Genomic DNA, 17,337 nt, shown 5'->3' with positions numbered 1-17,337 from the left:
ATCCTCCGCAGGCCGTTTTCACGCCCCTTGAAAGCGTTATAAAACTCAGCGTTATGTAATTTTTTTATAATTAAAATCAGCAGGTTACGCTCATGTATCGACACTGAAATCCTCTTGGCACGATCTCTGCTGTACCCCCTTCAAGGACACATTTTCCGGGGGAGACTGCAATGCATAAAATCAATCCGATCACCAAGGGCCTTTGGCTCGCTTTGCTCGTCGCCGGCAGCACGCACGCCGCTGAAGACGACGCCAGCAAGACCGAGCCGTCACTCAAGACCGTGACCGTCACCGCGCAACACCGCGAGCAAACCCTGCAAGAGGTTCCGGTGGCGGTATCGGCGGTCCAGGGCACCAGCATCGTCGCCGACGGCGTACGTAACATGGGCGACATCACCACCTTCATTCCCAACGCCTCGGCCAAGAACCCCGACGGCGACGGTCGCCCGCGCTGGTACATCCGCGGGCTGGGCACCGGCGACACCGGTGCGGCCACGGTTTACCCAGTAGGCATTTATGCCGATGACGTGTACCTGAACGCACCGATTGCCGGTGGCGGCCCGCTGTGGGACCTGGAGCGCATCGAGATTCTGCGCGGTCCACAGGGCACGCTCTACGGCAAGAACACCACGGCCGGCGCGGTAAATATCATTTCGAAGAAGCCGACGTTCGACACCGACGGTTTCGGCACCATCGGCTTTGGCAGCAAGAACGAACGCATCCTCAGCGGCGCCCTCGGCGGTACCCTGGTGGATGAGAAACTCGCCGCGCGGATCTCGCTGTACTCCGAAGAGCGCGACGGTTTCCAGAAGAACCTGGTGGACGATCACACCTATGGTGACGTGAACAAAAAGGCCGTGCGCCTGCAGTTCTTCGCCCAGCTCAACGACGAACTGGACGCGCTGTGGAAGATCCACAGCCGCGAGTTCAAGGGCGATGGCGCCAACGGTGCGCTGACCCTGGGCCGCTATTACAACGTGGGCTACCAGCGGCCGGCCGGGCGCGATATCGCGCTCAATGTGAAAGACGATTCCAAGCTCAATCACGACGGTACTTCGCTGACCCTCAACTGGCACCTGGGCGACTACACCCTCACGTCCATCAGCGCCTATGACTATATTCGCGGCCAGTCCAGCAGTGACGGCGACTACACGCCGTACGAGGTTAACGGGACCTCCACCGCAGACAACAAATACGCTCAGTATTCCCAGGAAATCCGCCTGGCCTCGCCCCAGCAGGAAACCCTGCGCTGGCTGGCCGGTGCGCACTATTTCCATGAAGATCTGGATAGCACCGCCGGGCGTTTTATCCAGCCCGGCCCGACCCCCAACGGCACAGGTTCGAACCAGATTGGGGGCGCCACGGACTTTCGTGACCTGAGCTACGACCATAAGACTGACAGCTACGCGCTCTTCGGCAACCTGACCTACGACTTCACCGACAACTTCAGCGTGACCGGTGGCCTGCGCTGGACCCAGGAAAAGAAAGACATCGACCTCAGCCTGACCCAGTTGACCCGCGCCACCGCCAACGGCCCATTTATCCCGCTAGCCGCCGCCGGCAGCAACGGCAATCGCCAGGAGGATAAAACCTGGGAAGCCTGGACCTACGACCTGACCCCGGAATACCGCATCAACGACAACGTGCGCGTGTTTTTCCGCTACGCCCATGGCTTCCGTTCCGGCGGTTTCAACACCGGGTTGTCCACCAGCCTGTCGCAACTGACCACGGTCGACCCGGAACAACTCGACGCCTATGAGTTCGGCGTGAAGTCCGAGTGGTTCAACCATCGCCTCACGGCCAACGCGAATATCTTCTACTACGACTATTCGGATATTCAGGTGAACCTGCTGACGGTCAACAACGGTGTACTGACAACCGCCTTGACCAACGGCGCCAAGGGCAAGGTCAAAGGTGCCGAGTTGGAGCTGGAAGGCCAACCCACCGACTACCTGCACCTGCGTGCAGCGATCTCGTTCCTGGACAGCGAATACACCGATTTCAAGAACACCAACCCCACCACCGGTGCGGTCACCGGCGACTACAGCGGTAACAGCTTCGTGCGCTCGCCGCGCAATGTGGTGTCCTTGGGCGGCGACTACACCATCCCACTGGAAATCGGCGGCAAGCTGGTGGCGGGGGCGGATGTGAGTTTCCGCGACAAGGAATACTTCCTCGCCGACCGCCAAAGCAGCGCCGACAAGGACCTGAGCCAGCCTCACTACACCTTGGCCAACAGTCGCCTGACCTGGTACAGCACCGACGAAAAACTCAGCGTCACCGGCTTCGTCAACAACCTCACCGACCGCCGCTACCAAGTCCATGGCCGGCCGAACGGTGGCTTGGGCCAGTACGTGATCACCTACGGCGACCCTCGTACCGTAGGCCTGAGCGTGACCAGCCGCTTCTAACCCAACCACACCTCCACTCCCTGTAGGAGCCGGCAAGCCCGGCTCCTACATTCTGAAAGGACCTTTTTATGTTCCAACGCACTCCGTTGGCCGGCGCCATTGCGCTGGTCATGGGCAGCCTTGCCGTGCCTGTCTTTGCGGCAGACGATACGCAGCCCACTGCAAAAAACGATCGCCTGGACACCGTAGTGGTACTCGGCACCCGCCGCAGCGACCTGACCGCCCTGCAAAGCGCAGCACCCGTCGATGTACTGTCCGGTGAGCAATTGCAGCAGACCGGCGCCACCGACCTCTCCGGCGCCCTCACCGCCTTGTCGCCGTCTTTCAACTTCCCACAGTCGCCCCAAGGCGCCTTCGGCGGCTCCATCGCCCAGGGCGCTTCGCTGCGTGGCTTGGCGTCGGACCAAGTGCTGGTGCTGGTCAATGGCAAGCGCCGTCACAGCAGCGCGAATATCACCCGTCAGAGCCTGGTGAATGGGCGAGGCGCGGCAGCGGTGGACTTGAGCCTGATTCCCTTGAGTGCGATCCAGCGCGTGGAGATCCTGCGCGACGGCGCCGCGGCCCAATACGGCTCCGACGCCATCGCGGGGGTAATCAACATTGTGCTCAAGGAAAACGACGACGGCGGCAACCTGGGCTACCGCTTTGGCGGCTATGACAAAGGCGATGGCCTGCAGCGTAAGCTCAGCGGCTGGAAGGGTTTCACCCTGCCCAACGACGGCTTCCTGACCTTGAGCTTCGATGCCGGCAGCCAAGACCCGGCCAGCGACACCAACCCCGACAACCGGATCTTTTACCCCGGCGATACCAGCATTAACACGCCCCGCGAGCAGAATAACCGCTACCGCACTTGGCGTTGGGGTGCGGGCAATGTCTCGGACCAGTACAACTTCGTGGCCAACAGTGAGGTCGGCATCGGCGAGAGCCTGACCGCCTACGGCTTCGCCACCTACTCCCACAAGAACACCGACGCCGAAGGTTTCTTCGACCCGCCCACCACCTTGCGTAACAACTACGGCAGTAACGCGTTGGCGCGCTACCCGGACGGCCGCTTGCCGATCACCCGCTACGGCCTGGAGGATTATGCGGTGACCGGCGGGCTGCGTTGGGAGAACGAGCGCCTGGGCAAATTCGACCTGGCGCTCAACCATGGCAACAACACCCTCAAATCCACCGACCGCAATGCGATCAACCCCAGCTATGGCACCAATAGCCCATCGAAGATCTACACCGGAGAGCGCGAAAACGACCAGACCAACCTGACCCTGGACTGGGTGCGCGACTTCCCTACCGACCTGTTGTTCAAGCCGCTGACACTCTCCGCCGGGCTGGCCTGGCGTAAGGAAAACTATCAACTGAGCGCGGGTGAAGCGGCGGGCTGGCAGAACGGCCCGCTGTTCAACACAGCCGACCCGATCACCGGGCGCCGGATTCCCGGTTATTATTCAGGCATCACCCAAGTAGATGCGGCCTCGCTGGATCGAAAGGTACTGGGCGCCTACATTGACGTCGAAGGCCAGGTTACCGAGAAATTCCAGGCCGGCGTGGCGGTGCGTACCGAGCACTATTCGGACTTTGGCGACACCACCAACGGCAAGCTGTCCCTGCGCTACGACTTCACCCCACAGATCGCCGCACGGGCCACTGCGAGCACCGGGTATCGCGCGCCTTCGCTGGTGCAGAGCGGCATGTCCTCGTTCAGTGTGCAGGTGGTAGAGCAACCCCCTGGCAGCGGCAACTTCGTCGAGGTGCAACAACGTACGTTGCGCGCCAACAGCCCGGAAGCCCAGGCGCTTGGCGGCAAGGCGCTCAAGCCAGAGGAGTCGACCAACTATTCCCTGGGCCTGGTCTGGCGCCCACTGGAAAATGCCTCGGTCACGGTGGACGCGTACCGCATCAACATCGATAACCGCATCACCCTTTCCGACCAGTTGCCCGCCAGCGTGGTCACGCCGATCTTTGCCGGTACGCCTTACGCCAATATCCAGAGCGCGGCGTTCTACACCAACGTCGCCGACACCCGCACCGACGGTATCGAGTTGACCGGCAATTACCAGTGGGACCTGCAGCAATGGGGCCGCCTGAACCTGAGCAGCGGCTTTGCCAAGACCGACACCACCATCACTGGCTTGCGCGATGTGGGCAATATCAAGGGTTCGCAGATTGTCGGACGCAACACGCAGGGCCTGATCGAGGAAGGCACGCCGGACACCAAGCTGACCCTGAGCGCCAACTGGCTGTATGAAAACTGGGGCCTGACCGTGGCCCAGCGCCGCTATGGCGAATGGAAAAGCCTCAACGCCACCAATCCCAGCCTCGATCAAACCTACAGCCCTCAATGGGTGACCGATCTCGACCTGTCGTACACCTTCCACAAGGGCGTAAAAGTCTCGGTGGGTGCGATCAATCTGTTCGATACCCACCCTGACAAATCCGATGGTGCGCAGTTGTACGGCGTACCGAAATACTCCATCACCAGCCCGGAAGGCGCACAGGGGGCGTTTTATTACACCAGCGTGAGCTACGACTTCTGAGGCGGCTGCTGAATGGGTGCTGCCACAGCAGCACCCCATCACCAATTGCCCGTTTGCCAGGAGCTGATTTTACGGGCCTCATCGCCGGCAAGCCGGGCTCCTACAGATGGGTTGGGTTGTGGCACATGTTTTGCGATGGACACGTTGTACTTCGCTGAAAAAGACTTGCCATGCGCACCCATCGATTGTTCACCGCTCTCACCTGGCTTATCTCGCCCCTGGTTTTGCTCGCCGTCTGGACGGGGGTGGCCCATCTCGGGATTTTCCCGCGCAACCTGCTAGTACCACCGGCCCAGGTGCTGCACACCTTCGAAGAACTGCTGGCCAGCGGCGAATTGCTCGAACACCTGGGTAATAGCTTGTCGCGGCTCGGTCTGGGCTTTGGCATTGGTTCACTGTGTGGCTTGGCCTTCGGCGTGCTAATGGCCTTGTCCAAGAACGTCGAGGTGTACTGCGGGCCGCTGTTCCACACCCTGCGCCAGATCCCCAGCATCGCCTTGATCCCGATGTTCGTGCTGCTGTTCGGCATTGATGAAACCTTCAAGATCATTATCGTCGCCAAAACCGCGTTCTTCCCGGTGGCACTCGCGGCAGGGGAAGGGGTACGCGGCATTCCGCGCAGTTACTTCGAAGTGGCCAACGTGTACCGCTTGCGCTGGCCGACCTTTGTGCGCCTGGTGGCCCTGCCCGCCGCCGCGCCGCCGATCATCACCGGCTTTCGCATCAGCTTGACCCGTGCATGGGTGGTGCTGGTGGCCACTGAGTTGCTGGCGGCCGACAGTGGGCTGGGGCAGATGATCGAGATGGCCCGGCAGATGCTGCGCATCGATGTGGTGATGGTCGGTGTAGTGGTCACCGGGGTGATTGGGTTTGCCCTCGACTATGCCTTTCGCCGTATCGAACAGCGCCTATTTCGCTGGCAGACACGCTAGGAGCCTCACATGTTGCCCTTACTGAAAAAATCCCGAGGACTGCTGCTGCCACTACTTCTGGTGCTCGCCTGGGAATACGCCTCACGCCAGGACGCTGCCGGGGCCTATGCCTTCGTGCCGTTATCGGCAATCGGCTCGGCGTTGCTGGAAATGCTCAGCAACGGCGAACTGCTGGTCAACCTGCTGGCAAGCCTGGCGCGCACCAGCAGTGGCTTGCTACTGGGCATTGTGTTCGGCGTGATGCTGGGGGTGCTGATGGCGCTGTCCAGCGTAGCCAATCGTTTGATCGGCCCGCTGTTCCACTCGATTCGTCAGGTGCCGATGCTTGGCTGGATCCCGCTGATTGCGATGTGGTTCGGCAACGGCGAGTTCTCCAAAGTGCTGATCGTCACCCTTGCCGCGTTCTACCCGATGGTACTCAACACCTACCAGGGTTTCAGCCATGTGGAGCGCCGTTACCGGGAAGTCGGCCAGGTGCTGGTGCTCACCCCTGTTCAGCAATTCACCCAGGTGCTGCTGCCGGCGGCGTTGCCGAGTATCGTCACCGGCGTGCTGCACGCGCTGGCATTCGCCTGGGTCACCGCGATAGGCAGTGAATTGTTCCTGTCCTCCGGGGCGGGCCTGGGCAATCTGATGATGAATGCAGAGGCCGGCTCGCGCATGGAAGTGATCGTGCTCAGCGTGCTGTGCATCGGCTTGCTCGGCTACCTGATGACCCTGTTATTCACCCTGCTGAGCCGCCACCTGTTGCGCTGGCGCAACCTCCGTTGAAAGGCCCTGATATGAACGCAATCGCTTCTCCACTTTACGTGCAAACCGGTGCGCTGCAGATTCGCGGCCTGAACAAGACATACCTGATCGAGGGCCGTTCACTGCCGGTGTTGCACGACATCCAGCTCGACGTGCGCCCTGGCGAGTTTGTCAGCATTGTCGGCGCCAGCGGCTGCGGAAAATCCACTTTGCTGCGACTGATTGTCGGATTGGAAGCCGAATACGGAGGCGATATTTTGCTGGACGGCAAACGTATCGTCGCCACCAGCCTGGAACGCGGCATCGTGTTCCAGGACCATCGCCTGTTCCCCTGGATGACCGTCAGCCAGAACATCGCCCTGGCCCTGAAAAACCACAAGCTGCCCCAGGCGGAGAAAGACCGTCAGGTAGCTGAACACATCAGGCTGGTGAACCTTGAAGGATTTGAACATGCCTACCCCCATCAGCTCTCAGGCGGTATGGCGCAGCGCGCCGCGATCGCCAGGGCGCTCATCAACAAACCCAAAGTGTTGCTACTGGATGAACCGCTGGGCGCCCTAGATGCCTTGACCCGCGTGCACCTGCAACGCGAGCTGCAACGCATCTGGGTACAGCAGCGTTGCACGGTGATTATGGTCACTCACGATATTGAAGAGGCGTTATACCTGGGAGATCGAGTGATCGTGATGGACGCACATCCGGGCCGAATCAAGCATGAAATCCGGGTAGACCTGCCCCATCCGAGGGACCGGACATCATCAGTGCTACAGGGGTACAAGGAGCAGTTGCTGGAAGAATTGGTAGGGCATTGAACCTGCCGCTCACAGGCTGCACCTTCCGCTCCCTTACGTCTGAGAACATGGGCATAACCTTAGCTGTCGATATTCTTATTCCTCCCGCCCGGCCATGGGTAGATTGGTAGCCACTTACCCCATTGGAGGATGTGGCGCATGGCGGAATCAGTGGTGTGGATTGCCGGGGTCGGCGCGGTTGCCGGGCTGGGTGCAGCCTTGGCGCGGCGTTTTGCCCGCGAGGACTACCGCGTAGCGGTCAGCGGCAGGAGCCTGGACAAGTTGCAGGCGGTGGTGGCGGATATAGAAGCGAACGGCGGCAAAGCCAATGCAATCGTGGCCGACTCGGGCATCGAAGCCGACGTGCTCGCCGCCATCGCCCAGGTCAATGAGCTCGGCACACTCAGGGCGGCGATCTTCAACGTGGGCAATTCGGTGTCCAAGCCGGCGCTTGAGTTGAGCGCCGAGTTGTTCGAGCAAACCTGGCGCGCCTCGACATTGGGGGGCTTTTTATTCGCCCGCGAAGCCACCCGCACCTTGCTTGCCAATGGTGGCGGCAGCCTGTTGTTTACCGGCGCCACCGCGTCATTGCGTGGCAAGCCGCCGTACACCGCGTTTGCGGCAGGCAAGGCCGGGCTTCGCTCGGTAAGCCAGTCGTTTGCGCGGGAATTCGGGCCGAAAAATGTGCATGTCGCCCATGTGGTCATCGACGGTTCCATCGATGGCGAACGCGTGCAAAGCCGCGCACCGGATTACCTGGCCAAGCTGGGTGAAGACGGCGCGTTGAAGCTCGACGATATCGCCGACGCGTATTGGTACCTGCACACCCAACCGCGCAGCGCCTGGACCCAGGAGCTGGACTTGCGGCCCTTCAAGGAACCGTTCTGACCCGGAGGTTTTTATGGGAACCCATCAGACCCAACTCGCCCCCACATCCGTGCTCGGCGTGCTCAATTACCTGCAGGACACCGGCCAGCGCCCGGTGAATTACACCTACCCGCCACCAGACGGCGAGGCCCTGCGCAGCGGCGTGCTGGACCCGACCCAAGTAACCATTCATAACGCCCGGTTGCTCGACGAACCGGCGAATATCAACCGCCAAGGCTTCGAAAAAGTCGATCACACCAGTGCCGTTGCGAACCTGGAGGATGACGACCAAGTGCGCCTGCACTACTACCCGGAAACCGAAGCCTTGCTCAAACAGCAGACCGGCGCGGTGAAGGTGGTGATTTTCGACCATACGATTCGCGTCGATGACCCTGGCCGTGAGGCGCGTGGCCTGCGCGAGCCGGTACGCTACGTGCACAACGACCAGACCGAACGCTCGGCGATTCGCCGTGTGCGCGACCACCTCGACCCGGACGAAGCCGAACAGCGCCTGCTCAAACGCTTTGCGATCATCAATGTGTGGCGCCCCATCGGCGCGACAGTGCTGAGCACGCCCCTTGCCTTGTGCGATGCGCGCAGTATGGCCGATAGCGATTTGTTGCCCAGCGACCTGGTGTATCGCGACAAGGTAGGCGAAACGTTTTCGGTCAAGGCCAACCCGGCCCACCGCTGGTATTACTACCCGCAGTTGCGGCCGGACGAGGCCTTGCTGTTGAAGATCCACGATTCGCGGCGGGATGTGGCGGGGCTGAGTGCACACACCGCGTTTGATGACCCCACCACGCCAAAGGACGCGCCGCCACGGCGCAGCATCGAATTGCGCGCACTGGTGTTCTTCGACACCTAAATCAAGGCTTCACCCAGCAACGGATCGCGGCTAACCTTGGTCACCGGCCAAGCCTGCGATCCGCGCTTGCCGAACAAAATGATTTCGGAAGCCGCTGCCACCATGGATATTTCTTCGACTCCTCCCCCGCCCACCAGCAGTAAGGAAAACGCCGGTGGGCGCGTTCAGGTCATCGACCGTTCGATCGTACTGTTGCGCACCTTGTCGGGCCTCAAGCATGGCGCCAGCGCGCTGGACCTGGCGCGACTGACCGGTATCGACCGCACCACCATCCACCGTTTGCTCAAGACCCTCACCCACTGGAGCCTGATCGAATCCCAGGCCGGCACCTACCGGATCGGGCCGGAGTGCCTGATCTATTCGGCGGCGTACCTGAACCGCCTGAACCTGCGCAAGATCGCCCTGCCCTACGCGATTGAACTGCAACGGGTGATCGGCGAACGCCAGGCGATTGTGTCGTTGTCGGTGCCGGTGGGTGACCAAGTGGTGTTGATTGAGCGGATGTGGACACCGACCACGCCGCTCAACGTGATTGTCGACCTTGCCGACCAATTCCCCATCGACGGCAGCCCCAGCGGGCGGGCGGTACTCGCCACCTACAGCGAGGCGGCCGCGCAGGCAATCCTCGGCGAAGCGCGTTACGCCAAAGCCCTGCCGGCACTGGAGCAGATTCGCAGCCAGCAGGACTTCGCCTTCGGACACGGCGAGTTTAAGCCGGGCCTGTCTTCGGTGGCGTTTCCGATTCGCGTGGAAGCCGGGCAAGCCATTGGTGCGGTGGTGGTCGCCGGCCTGGAAATGGAAGATGAAACCCACCCCGGCTCGTCCCTGGCCAGCCATGTGCGCCGCGCCTGTGAAGGTATCGCGGCGCAGTTGGGCAACCTTTAGGGCTTGAGGCCCAGTGCGGCGAGCAGGCGGTTTTTCTGCACCTTGCCGTAGTGGGAGCGTGGTAGTTCGTCGATGAAGTAGACGCGGCGCGGCACCTTGTAGCGCGACAAGCCGGCGCGGCAGTGGTCCATCAACTGCTGCGCCGACAGGTCTTGGGAACCCTCCAATACCACGGCTGCGCACACTTGCTCGCCCCACTCCAGGTCCTCCAGGCCAAACACGTGGGCGTCCTGCACGCCGGGATGGCTCAGCAGGTTCTGTTCGACTTCACCGGGCTGCACGGACTTGCCACCGCTGCGGATGATGTCCTTGCAACGCCCCAGCACACGCAGCAACCCATCGGCGCCAATGCGCCCGAGGTCACCGCTGCGCAGCCAGCCGTTGTCCAGGGTCTTGGCGCTGAGTGCTTCCAGCTGCCAGTAGCCGCTCATCAATTGCGGGCCGCCGAGCAGGATTTCGCCGACGCCGTTTGCGTCCGGTTGATCGATGCGGACCGCGGCGCTGAACAACGGTCGGCCCACCACGCCTTCGCCACTGTCGCCGGCCGCGCGCACCGCCGCCATTTGCGCGGGCGAGAGGTAGCAACTCCAGGGCGCTTCGGTCATGCCGTAGAGCACGCCGATGCGTTCACTGAACAAACTGCATGAGCCTTCCAGCACTTCGCCGGTCAACGCGGCAGCGCCGACATCGAGGCTCTTGAATACCGGAAGATCGGCCGCTGCAGTGCCGGTTTCGCGCAACAGGCGCAGTAATTGCGTCGGCACCAGGGAACTGAACGCCACCCGGTACTCAGTGAGCTGAGCGATGAAGGCCTTGCCGTCGAAGCGCCCGCCCAACACCACTCGGCCACCGCTGAGCACATGGGCCAGCACCGCCACCGCTGCAATCGGCCATAGCGGGCGGACGTTGAGCAGTACATCGCCGACCACGGCGCCCCGGCCCATGACGATGTTTTGCAACACCGCACACAGGCTGGCATGCCGGTGCATCACGGCCTTGGGCGTGCCGGTGGTGCCTCCGGTGTAGTTGAGCGAGGCCAGCGCCTGGGGTGATTGCGCCGGGCGTGGAAGGATGTCGACGGGCTTGGCGTCGGTCACGGCTTGCAGCGGCAGGCAACGGATGCCCAAGCCTTGCGCCACACCGACGTACTGCTCGGAAAACAGCAGCAAGGCAGCGCCCGCGTCCTGTAGCTGAGCAAGCAATTCGTCAAGCGCCAGGGCCGGGTCCAATGGCACGCGCACACGGCCGCTGGCCATGCAGCCATAGTCGGCCAGCAGGTAGTCGATGCTGGCGTCGGCCAGTAAGGCCACCCGCGCACCGGCCGGGATTTGCAACTGATCCAACACTTGGCCGACACCGCTGAGGGCGCGGTCCAATTCGTCAAACGTGAGGGTGCGAGCACTGGCCGGTTCGTGCAGTGCGATGTGGTCCGGCCATTTAAAGGCCGCCTGGCTGAGCAGCGTACTGATGTCCATGCTTACCACCCGCTCAACACAATGCGCCCATGGACCTGACGCGATTCCAGCAGCGCGTGGGCCTCGGCCACTTGGTGAAACGCCAGCACACGGTCGATCAGCGGCTTGACCTGCCCGCCCTTGATGAGTGCCAACGCCAGGCGTACCTCTTCCAATGTGGCACTGCCCGAGCCCTGCACCCGTAGGCGACGACCAATCAACAGGCCGGGGTTGACCGGCACGCTGGCGGGCGCAACGTTACCCAATACCACCACGCGACCACCGAGGGCCATGCTGCGCAGGGTGTCTTCGAGGGTGCTGCCAAGGTTTTCCATGGCCACGTCCACACCGCGTTTGCCCGTGAGTTTCCACACCTCGGCGCTGTAGCTGCCGGCACTGACGATCACCTCGTCGGCCCCCAGGCGGTGGAGAAAGTCGCGTTTGTCGGCGCTGCCCGTCACAGCGATCACCCGCGCTCCGAAGGCTTTGGCCAATTGAATCTGATGAGCCCCCAGGCCGCCGCTGGCGCCATTGATCAACACACTTTCGCCGGGCTTGAGCGCCGCCTCGCCGTGCAGTGCGCGAACGCTGGTGCCGATGGGACAGGACGCCAACGCGGCCTGGATAAAGTCGAGCCCGTCGGGCAGTTCGATGGCGGAAATTGCCGGCACTCGCAGGTATTCGGCGTAGGCGCCTTCGGTATCCACCGACGGCAGACCAAGGGCGCGGCACAGGTCCTGGCGGCCGCGCAGGCAGTCACGGCACTGGCCACAAAAACGACGTTGATAAACCACGACCCTGGCGCCGACCGCTAGGTGATGCACGCCGGCGCCGACCTCAACCACTTCCCCCGCCACTTCATGGCCCAGCACCACGCCCGTATGAGCCCCCGGCAAGTGCCCGGCACGATGTAGCAGATCGTGGTGGCAAACCCCGGCAGCGGCGACTTTAACCAACACTTCACCCGCGCCAGCCTGTGGGGTCGGCACCTCCTCGACCTGCAATTGCTCCGGCCCGCCGAAGGCTTTTAGAACTATGGCTTTCATTTTATATAACCGTTTTTGACCCGATAAGAATATGTTCATATAACAAACATCTTGTTTGCATTGTGCACATCCTTTAAGTTTTCCTCACTTTGGCGCTGACCTCAAGGGGCAATCGCGTCTTTCTTTCACACCGGATAAAAAGCACCCCATGACAGTCGAGTATCAAAACATTGGCGAAGGAATCCTGGTGGTCACCCTCAACCGCCAGGAGCGCCTCAACGCACTGGACAGCCAGGCCAAGCATGCGCTGGCCGAGGTGTGGCAGCGCGCGAAGCATGACACCGCCGTGCGCGCCATCGTGCTGCGCGGCGCCGGTGAGCGGGCGTTTTGCGCCGGTTCCGACCTCAAGGAGATCGAGGCCACCGGCGAGACCGTCAGCAGCGAAGTCCTGGCCCGTGCCCTGCCCGGTGTCGGCAACGATTTGAGCAAGCCGGTGATTGCCGCGTTGCACGGCCACACTCTGGGCCTGGGCATCAGCCTGGCGATTCATTGCGATTTCCGTATTGCGCGGCACGACACGCGCTTTCACTTCCCCGAAGTGCAGCACGGCATGTTGTCCGGCTTCAGTGCGATCACCCTGCCCAGCCTGATAGGCGAAGCAGCGGCCCTGGACATCATGCTCAGCGCGCGCAAATTCGACGCCCAAGAGGCTCTGGCCATCGGCCTGGTCAACCAGGTGGTGGACGACGCCTACGCCAGCGCGCTGGAACTGGCCGCACGCCTGGCCAGCCATTCCGGCAAGGCGGTGGCGTGGACCAAGACTTTGCTGCTGGCCGAACGCAAGGCTCGTCTCCTGCGGCAGATGGCACTGGTCGACCAGGCCCGCCAGGACGTGATGCTGGGGCGTTGACCTCAACCCATAACTAGAAACAGCCAACACATAAGCCTCCCCAGTACTGTCAGGAACTCCCACCACCAGGAATGGAAAGCGGCACCTAACCATTGGAGCCTCACCATGTCTCGCCCATACACTCGCTTTCGTCCCAGGTTCAGCCTGCTGACCGCCGGCATCCTCGGGCTGTGCGCCCAACCGGCAGCCCAGGCTGAAGAGAATCCGTCACGTCCGTCGGCGGCCAGTGACACCGCCCTGCAAACCGTGGTGGTCACCGGTGCCAGGGACAGCGGTCGCACCGTGGCCAAGAGCCTGGCGCCGATTGATGTGATCAGCGCCGACGACCTCGCCCGTTCAGGCAAACAGAACCTGCGCGATGCGTTGGCCGCCAGCGTGCCGTCCTATACCAATGCCGCAGGGTTTACCGGCGGCACCGGGTTGTCGGTCAAGTCCGCGACCTTGCGAGGCCTGGGTGGCAACCATGTGCTGGTGCTGGTCAACGGCAAGCGCCGCCACAATACGTCGCTGATCTTTGTGCAGACCGCCGCCACCTCAAGCGGCCAGTCGCCCGCCGACCTCGACTTGATCCCCATCGCCGCGGTGGACCACGTGGAAGTGCTGCGCGACGGCGCGGCGGCGCAATACGGTTCGGACGCGATTGCCGGGGTGATCAACATCATCCTCAAGACCAACCGCTCCGGCGGCAGCGGCAGTGCCCTCTATGGGCAGTACGCCAACCGTGTGGGCGGCAAGGGCAATTTCGGTGCGCGGGGCCAGGGCCAGATCAACCAAGGCTTCGAGCTGCCCAATGACGGCTTTTTCAGCCTCAGCGCCGATATCGGCCTCCAGGAAAGCTCCAACGTAGCCGGTGCCGTGCCGGACCGCACCAGCATCTATTTCCGCCAGAACGGCCAGCCCGACCCGCGCGAGACCAGCGAAAGCCGCTACCGCCAGCAACTCGGCCAGCCGCGCTCACAAACCTACAACTTCGGCTACAACGCCGAGTTGCCGCTGAACGAGGACTACACGCTGTACTCGTTCTCCACCCTCAGCCACCGCAACTCCACCAGTTGGGGCACCTACCGCACCGCCAACTCGCCGCAGAACATTGTCTCGGTGTACCCGGACGGTTTCTCGCCGCGTTTCGTGGTGGAAGAAGACGACTTCCAAAGCGTGTTCGGCGTGCGCAACGACGACCTGCTGGGCTGGGCTTGGGACCTGAGCACCAGCTACGGCTACAACAACGCCAACACCCGCAACGAGCGTTCGCTGAACCCGTCCCTGGGACCAAACAGCCCTCAGGATATGGACGGCGGCAACCTGATCGCCAGCCAATGGACCAATAACCTCGACCTGACCCGTTCGTTCGATACCGGGCTGTTTGCCAAGCCGCTGAACGTGTCGACCGGCCTTGAGTTCCGCCGCGATGGGTTCGAGATCCAGGCCGGCGAATACGCCTCCTATGCCGATGGCGGCTACGTGTTCCCCGCCGGCAGCCCACTCGCCGGCCAACGCCCCAACCCCGGCGCGCCTGGGCTGGTGGGTTTCACACCGGCCGACGCGCACAACTACTCACGCACCAACACCGCAGGCTACGTCGACTTCAGCCAAAGCCTGACTGACCAATGGGACGTGAGCCTGGCCGGGCGTTTCGAGCACTACAGTGATTTCGGCGACACCGGCAGTGGCAAGTTCTCCACGCGTTACGCGTTCACCCCGCAATTCGCCGTGCGCGGCACCGTGAGCAACGGCTTCCGCGCGCCGTCCCTGCAACAGCAGTTCTATTCGTCGTCGCTGACCGCCTGGCGCACCAGCCCGCTCACCGGGCAACTGGAGCAGGCCACCACGCGCTACGTCACCGTCAACGACGCCGCCGGCCAGGCCCTGGGCGCCAAGGAGCTCAAGCCTGAACGCTCGATGAACTACAGCCTCGGCTTTGTCGCCACACCGACCGAGAATCTGGACATTACGGTCAACCTGTACCAGATCGACATCAAGGATCGCATCCTGCAGACCAGTAACCTGCAAGGCACGGCGGTCTCCAACGTGCTGGCCGCCCAGGGCCTGAACCCGAACCAGATCGTCTCGTACTTCGGCAACCTGGCCGATACCCGCACCCGTGGCATCGACCTGGTGGCCGACTACCGCTATGACCTGGGCCGCTACGGCAAGACCAAATGGACCTTGCTCAGCAATCAGAGCCTGCAAACCATCGAGAAGATCAAGGAGCCCGCAGCACTGGCCGGCACCGGTGTCAGCGTGATGGGCCGTGACCGCCAGGGCAACCTGACCTCGGCCTACCCGAAAAACACCACGTCGCTGAATGCCGCCTGGCAACTGGGGGATTTCGAGGTGAATCTCAAGGAAACCCGCTATTCCAAGGTCACCGGGCGTAACCAGATTTCGGCCAGTCGCGATGAAAAAATTCGCCCGGCATTCATCACCGACCTGAGCGTGGGTTACTGGTTGAGCGACGCGGTGAAAGTCACCGTCGGCGGCGAGAACATCTTCGACCGGCGCCCGCAGCAGCTGAATGATGAGGCCAAGCGCTTCTACTTCTTCCCCACCGACAACCCCACCTACAGCTGGTACTCGCCCTATGGCCTGGAAGGCGCCTACTACTTCGCTAAAGTCGACGTGAGCTGGTGATGACGAACTTCGAACGCCCGCAGGCGACCTTCGACCAACGCCTGTATCGCAAACTGGCGTGGCGGATCATGCCGTTCCTGTTCCTGTGCTTCGTGCTCAATTGGCTGGACCGGGTCAACATCAGCTTTGCGCATTTGCAGTTCAAGACCGACCTGAACATCAGCGACGCCACGTTCGGCATCATCGTCGGGGTGTTCTCCATCGGTTACCTGCTGTTCGAGATTCCCAGCAACCTGCTGCTGGAAAAGATCGGCGCGAAAAAAACCATGATGCGCATCATGGTGCTATGGGGGCTGGTGACCATCGCCACCGCGTTTGCCCAGACCCCGGCGCAGTTCTATGTGCTGCGGGTGTTGCTGGGCGCCGCCGAAGCCGGATTCTTCCCAGGGGTGATCCTGTACCTCACCTACTGGTTCCCGGCCAGCCACCGCGCGCGCATCACCTCGCGTTTCATCATGGCCATCGCGGTGTGCGGGATCATCGGCGGGCCGCTGTCGACCAGCATCATGGCGCACTTCGCCGGTGTCGGCGGCTTTACCGGCTGGCAATGGCTGTTCGTGATCACCGGCATTCCGCCGGTGCTCGCGGGGTTGTTCGCCTGGTACTGGCTGGACGACAAACCGGCCTCGGCCAAGTGGCTGAGCGACGATGAAAAACACGCCATCGAGCAAGCCCTGGCGCGTGAACGGCTACAGCGCAAACCCGGCGGGCATACGCGCTTCGTCGAGGCATTGAAGGACCGCAAGGTGTGGTTTATCACCCTGGCCTACTGCCTGACCATTATGTGCACCGGCAACGTCACCAATATCTGGGCACCGTCGATCATTCGCGATTCAGGCGTGAGCAACCTTGGGCAACTGGGCTTGCTCTCGGCTTTGCCCTATGTGGTCGGCGTGTGCGTGATGCTGTGGGCGTGCCGCCATTCGGATGTGAATCAGGAGCGGCGCTGGCACTTCGCACTGAGCGGCCTCACGGCGGCGCTGGCAATGCTGGTGCTGCCCAACTTTCTGTTCAGCCCGTACTCGGCAATCGCCGTACTGACCCTGATGACCAGCGGCTACCTGGTGGCCACGGCGATTTTCTGGACCATCCCCACGTACTACCTGTCGGACCACGCCAAGGCCGCAGGCTTAGCGCTGGTCAATTGCTGCGGGCAGATCAGCAGCCTGCTCACGCCCATCATGATCGGTGCGATCAAGACCTCCACCGGCAGCATCAGCCTGGCGCTTTATATCGTGGCGGCGCTGGTGGCCTGCGGCACCTTGACCCTGTTGCTCGGCGTCCCGCGCAGCGCTCTGCGCGACGCTTCCTGACCTCT

13 protein-coding genes are annotated in these 17,337 nt (G+C 62.2%); 11 read left to right on the top strand and 2 right to left on the bottom strand.

Annotated elements, in window-relative coordinates:
* Positions 1-170 precede the first annotated feature (170 nt).
* From AC3ZU9_RS12230 to AC3ZU9_RS12195, 8 genes are all read left to right on the top strand, one after another.
* Positions 171-2,411 carry a TonB-dependent receptor gene (locus tag AC3ZU9_RS12230; RefSeq protein WP_122811069.1) on the top strand — a complete coding sequence of 747 codons (2,241 nt, stop codon included), beginning with the start codon at positions 171-173 and terminating at the stop codon, positions 2,409-2,411.
* Between the two features lie 68 nt (positions 2,412-2,479).
* Complete coding sequence (locus tag AC3ZU9_RS12225) at positions 2,480-4,945, top strand: TonB-dependent receptor plug domain-containing protein (protein WP_490090785.1); 2,466 nt, start codon at positions 2,480-2,482, stop codon at positions 4,943-4,945.
* A gap of 170 nt (positions 4,946-5,115) precedes the next feature.
* Positions 5,116-5,877 (top strand): ABC transporter permease, encoded by a 762-nt coding sequence (locus AC3ZU9_RS12220; RefSeq protein ID WP_122811071.1) that lies wholly within the window; start codon positions 5,116-5,118, stop codon positions 5,875-5,877.
* Between the two features lie 9 nt (positions 5,878-5,886).
* A complete protein-coding gene (locus tag AC3ZU9_RS12215) occupies positions 5,887-6,648 on the top strand; it encodes an ABC transporter permease (protein ID WP_122811072.1) in 762 nt (253 codons plus the stop codon).
* Positions 6,649-6,659: 11 nt separating this feature from the next.
* Positions 6,660-7,439, top strand: a complete 780-nt coding sequence (locus AC3ZU9_RS12210) for an ABC transporter ATP-binding protein (RefSeq protein WP_122811073.1) — start codon at positions 6,660-6,662, stop codon at positions 7,437-7,439.
* Positions 7,440-7,577: 138 nt separating this feature from the next.
* Positions 7,578-8,306: an SDR family NAD(P)-dependent oxidoreductase gene (locus AC3ZU9_RS12205; protein ID WP_122811074.1), complete on the top strand. Its 729-nt coding sequence runs from the start codon at positions 7,578-7,580 to the stop codon at positions 8,304-8,306.
* Positions 8,307-8,319: 13 nt separating this feature from the next.
* Positions 8,320-9,153: a CmcJ/NvfI family oxidoreductase gene (locus tag AC3ZU9_RS12200; RefSeq protein WP_122811075.1), complete on the top strand. Its 834-nt coding sequence runs from the start codon at positions 8,320-8,322 to the stop codon at positions 9,151-9,153.
* Positions 9,154-9,255: 102 nt separating this feature from the next.
* Positions 9,256-10,038 (top strand): IclR family transcriptional regulator, encoded by a 783-nt coding sequence (locus AC3ZU9_RS12195; protein WP_071495196.1) that lies wholly within the window; start codon positions 9,256-9,258, stop codon positions 10,036-10,038.
* Here AC3ZU9_RS12195 and AC3ZU9_RS12190 read toward each other — a convergent pair.
* Together AC3ZU9_RS12190 and AC3ZU9_RS12185 are read right to left on the bottom strand one after the other, a co-directional pair.
* Positions 10,035-11,513, bottom strand: a complete 1,479-nt coding sequence (locus AC3ZU9_RS12190; protein ID WP_154845594.1) for a class I adenylate-forming enzyme family protein — start codon at positions 11,511-11,513, stop codon at positions 10,035-10,037. The genes AC3ZU9_RS12195 and AC3ZU9_RS12190 overlap by 4 nt on opposite strands.
* Positions 11,514-11,515: 2 nt before the next feature.
* Positions 11,516-12,538 (bottom strand): alcohol dehydrogenase catalytic domain-containing protein, encoded by a 1,023-nt coding sequence (locus AC3ZU9_RS12185; RefSeq protein WP_122811077.1) that lies wholly within the window; start codon positions 12,536-12,538, stop codon positions 11,516-11,518.
* 148 nt (positions 12,539-12,686) lie between these two features.
* Here AC3ZU9_RS12185 and AC3ZU9_RS12180 point away from each other — a divergent pair, with 148 nt between their 5' ends.
* The 3 genes from AC3ZU9_RS12180 to AC3ZU9_RS12170 all read left to right on the top strand — a co-directional run bounded on the left by AC3ZU9_RS12180 (position 12,687) and on the right by AC3ZU9_RS12170 (position 17,332).
* Positions 12,687-13,388 carry an enoyl-CoA hydratase/isomerase family protein gene (locus AC3ZU9_RS12180; RefSeq protein ID WP_122811078.1) on the top strand — a complete coding sequence of 234 codons (702 nt, stop codon included), beginning with the start codon at positions 12,687-12,689 and terminating at the stop codon, positions 13,386-13,388.
* A gap of 105 nt (positions 13,389-13,493) precedes the next feature.
* The gene (locus AC3ZU9_RS12175) at positions 13,494-16,019 is read left to right on the top strand and encodes a TonB-dependent receptor plug domain-containing protein (protein WP_122811079.1); all 2,526 of its coding nucleotides are present in this window, start codon (positions 13,494-13,496) and stop codon (positions 16,017-16,019) included.
* Entirely contained in the window at positions 16,019-17,332 is a 1,314-nt protein-coding gene (locus AC3ZU9_RS12170; protein WP_224795859.1) for an MFS transporter, read from the top strand. The genes AC3ZU9_RS12175 and AC3ZU9_RS12170 overlap by 1 nt, the downstream gene beginning before the upstream one ends.
* Positions 17,333-17,337: the final 5 nt, after the last annotated feature.

This window comes from Pseudomonas sp. A39, assembly GCF_058145955.1.
Note: the sequence above shows the minus strand (reverse complement) of the source record. Positions and strands in the feature narration are given on the sequence as shown.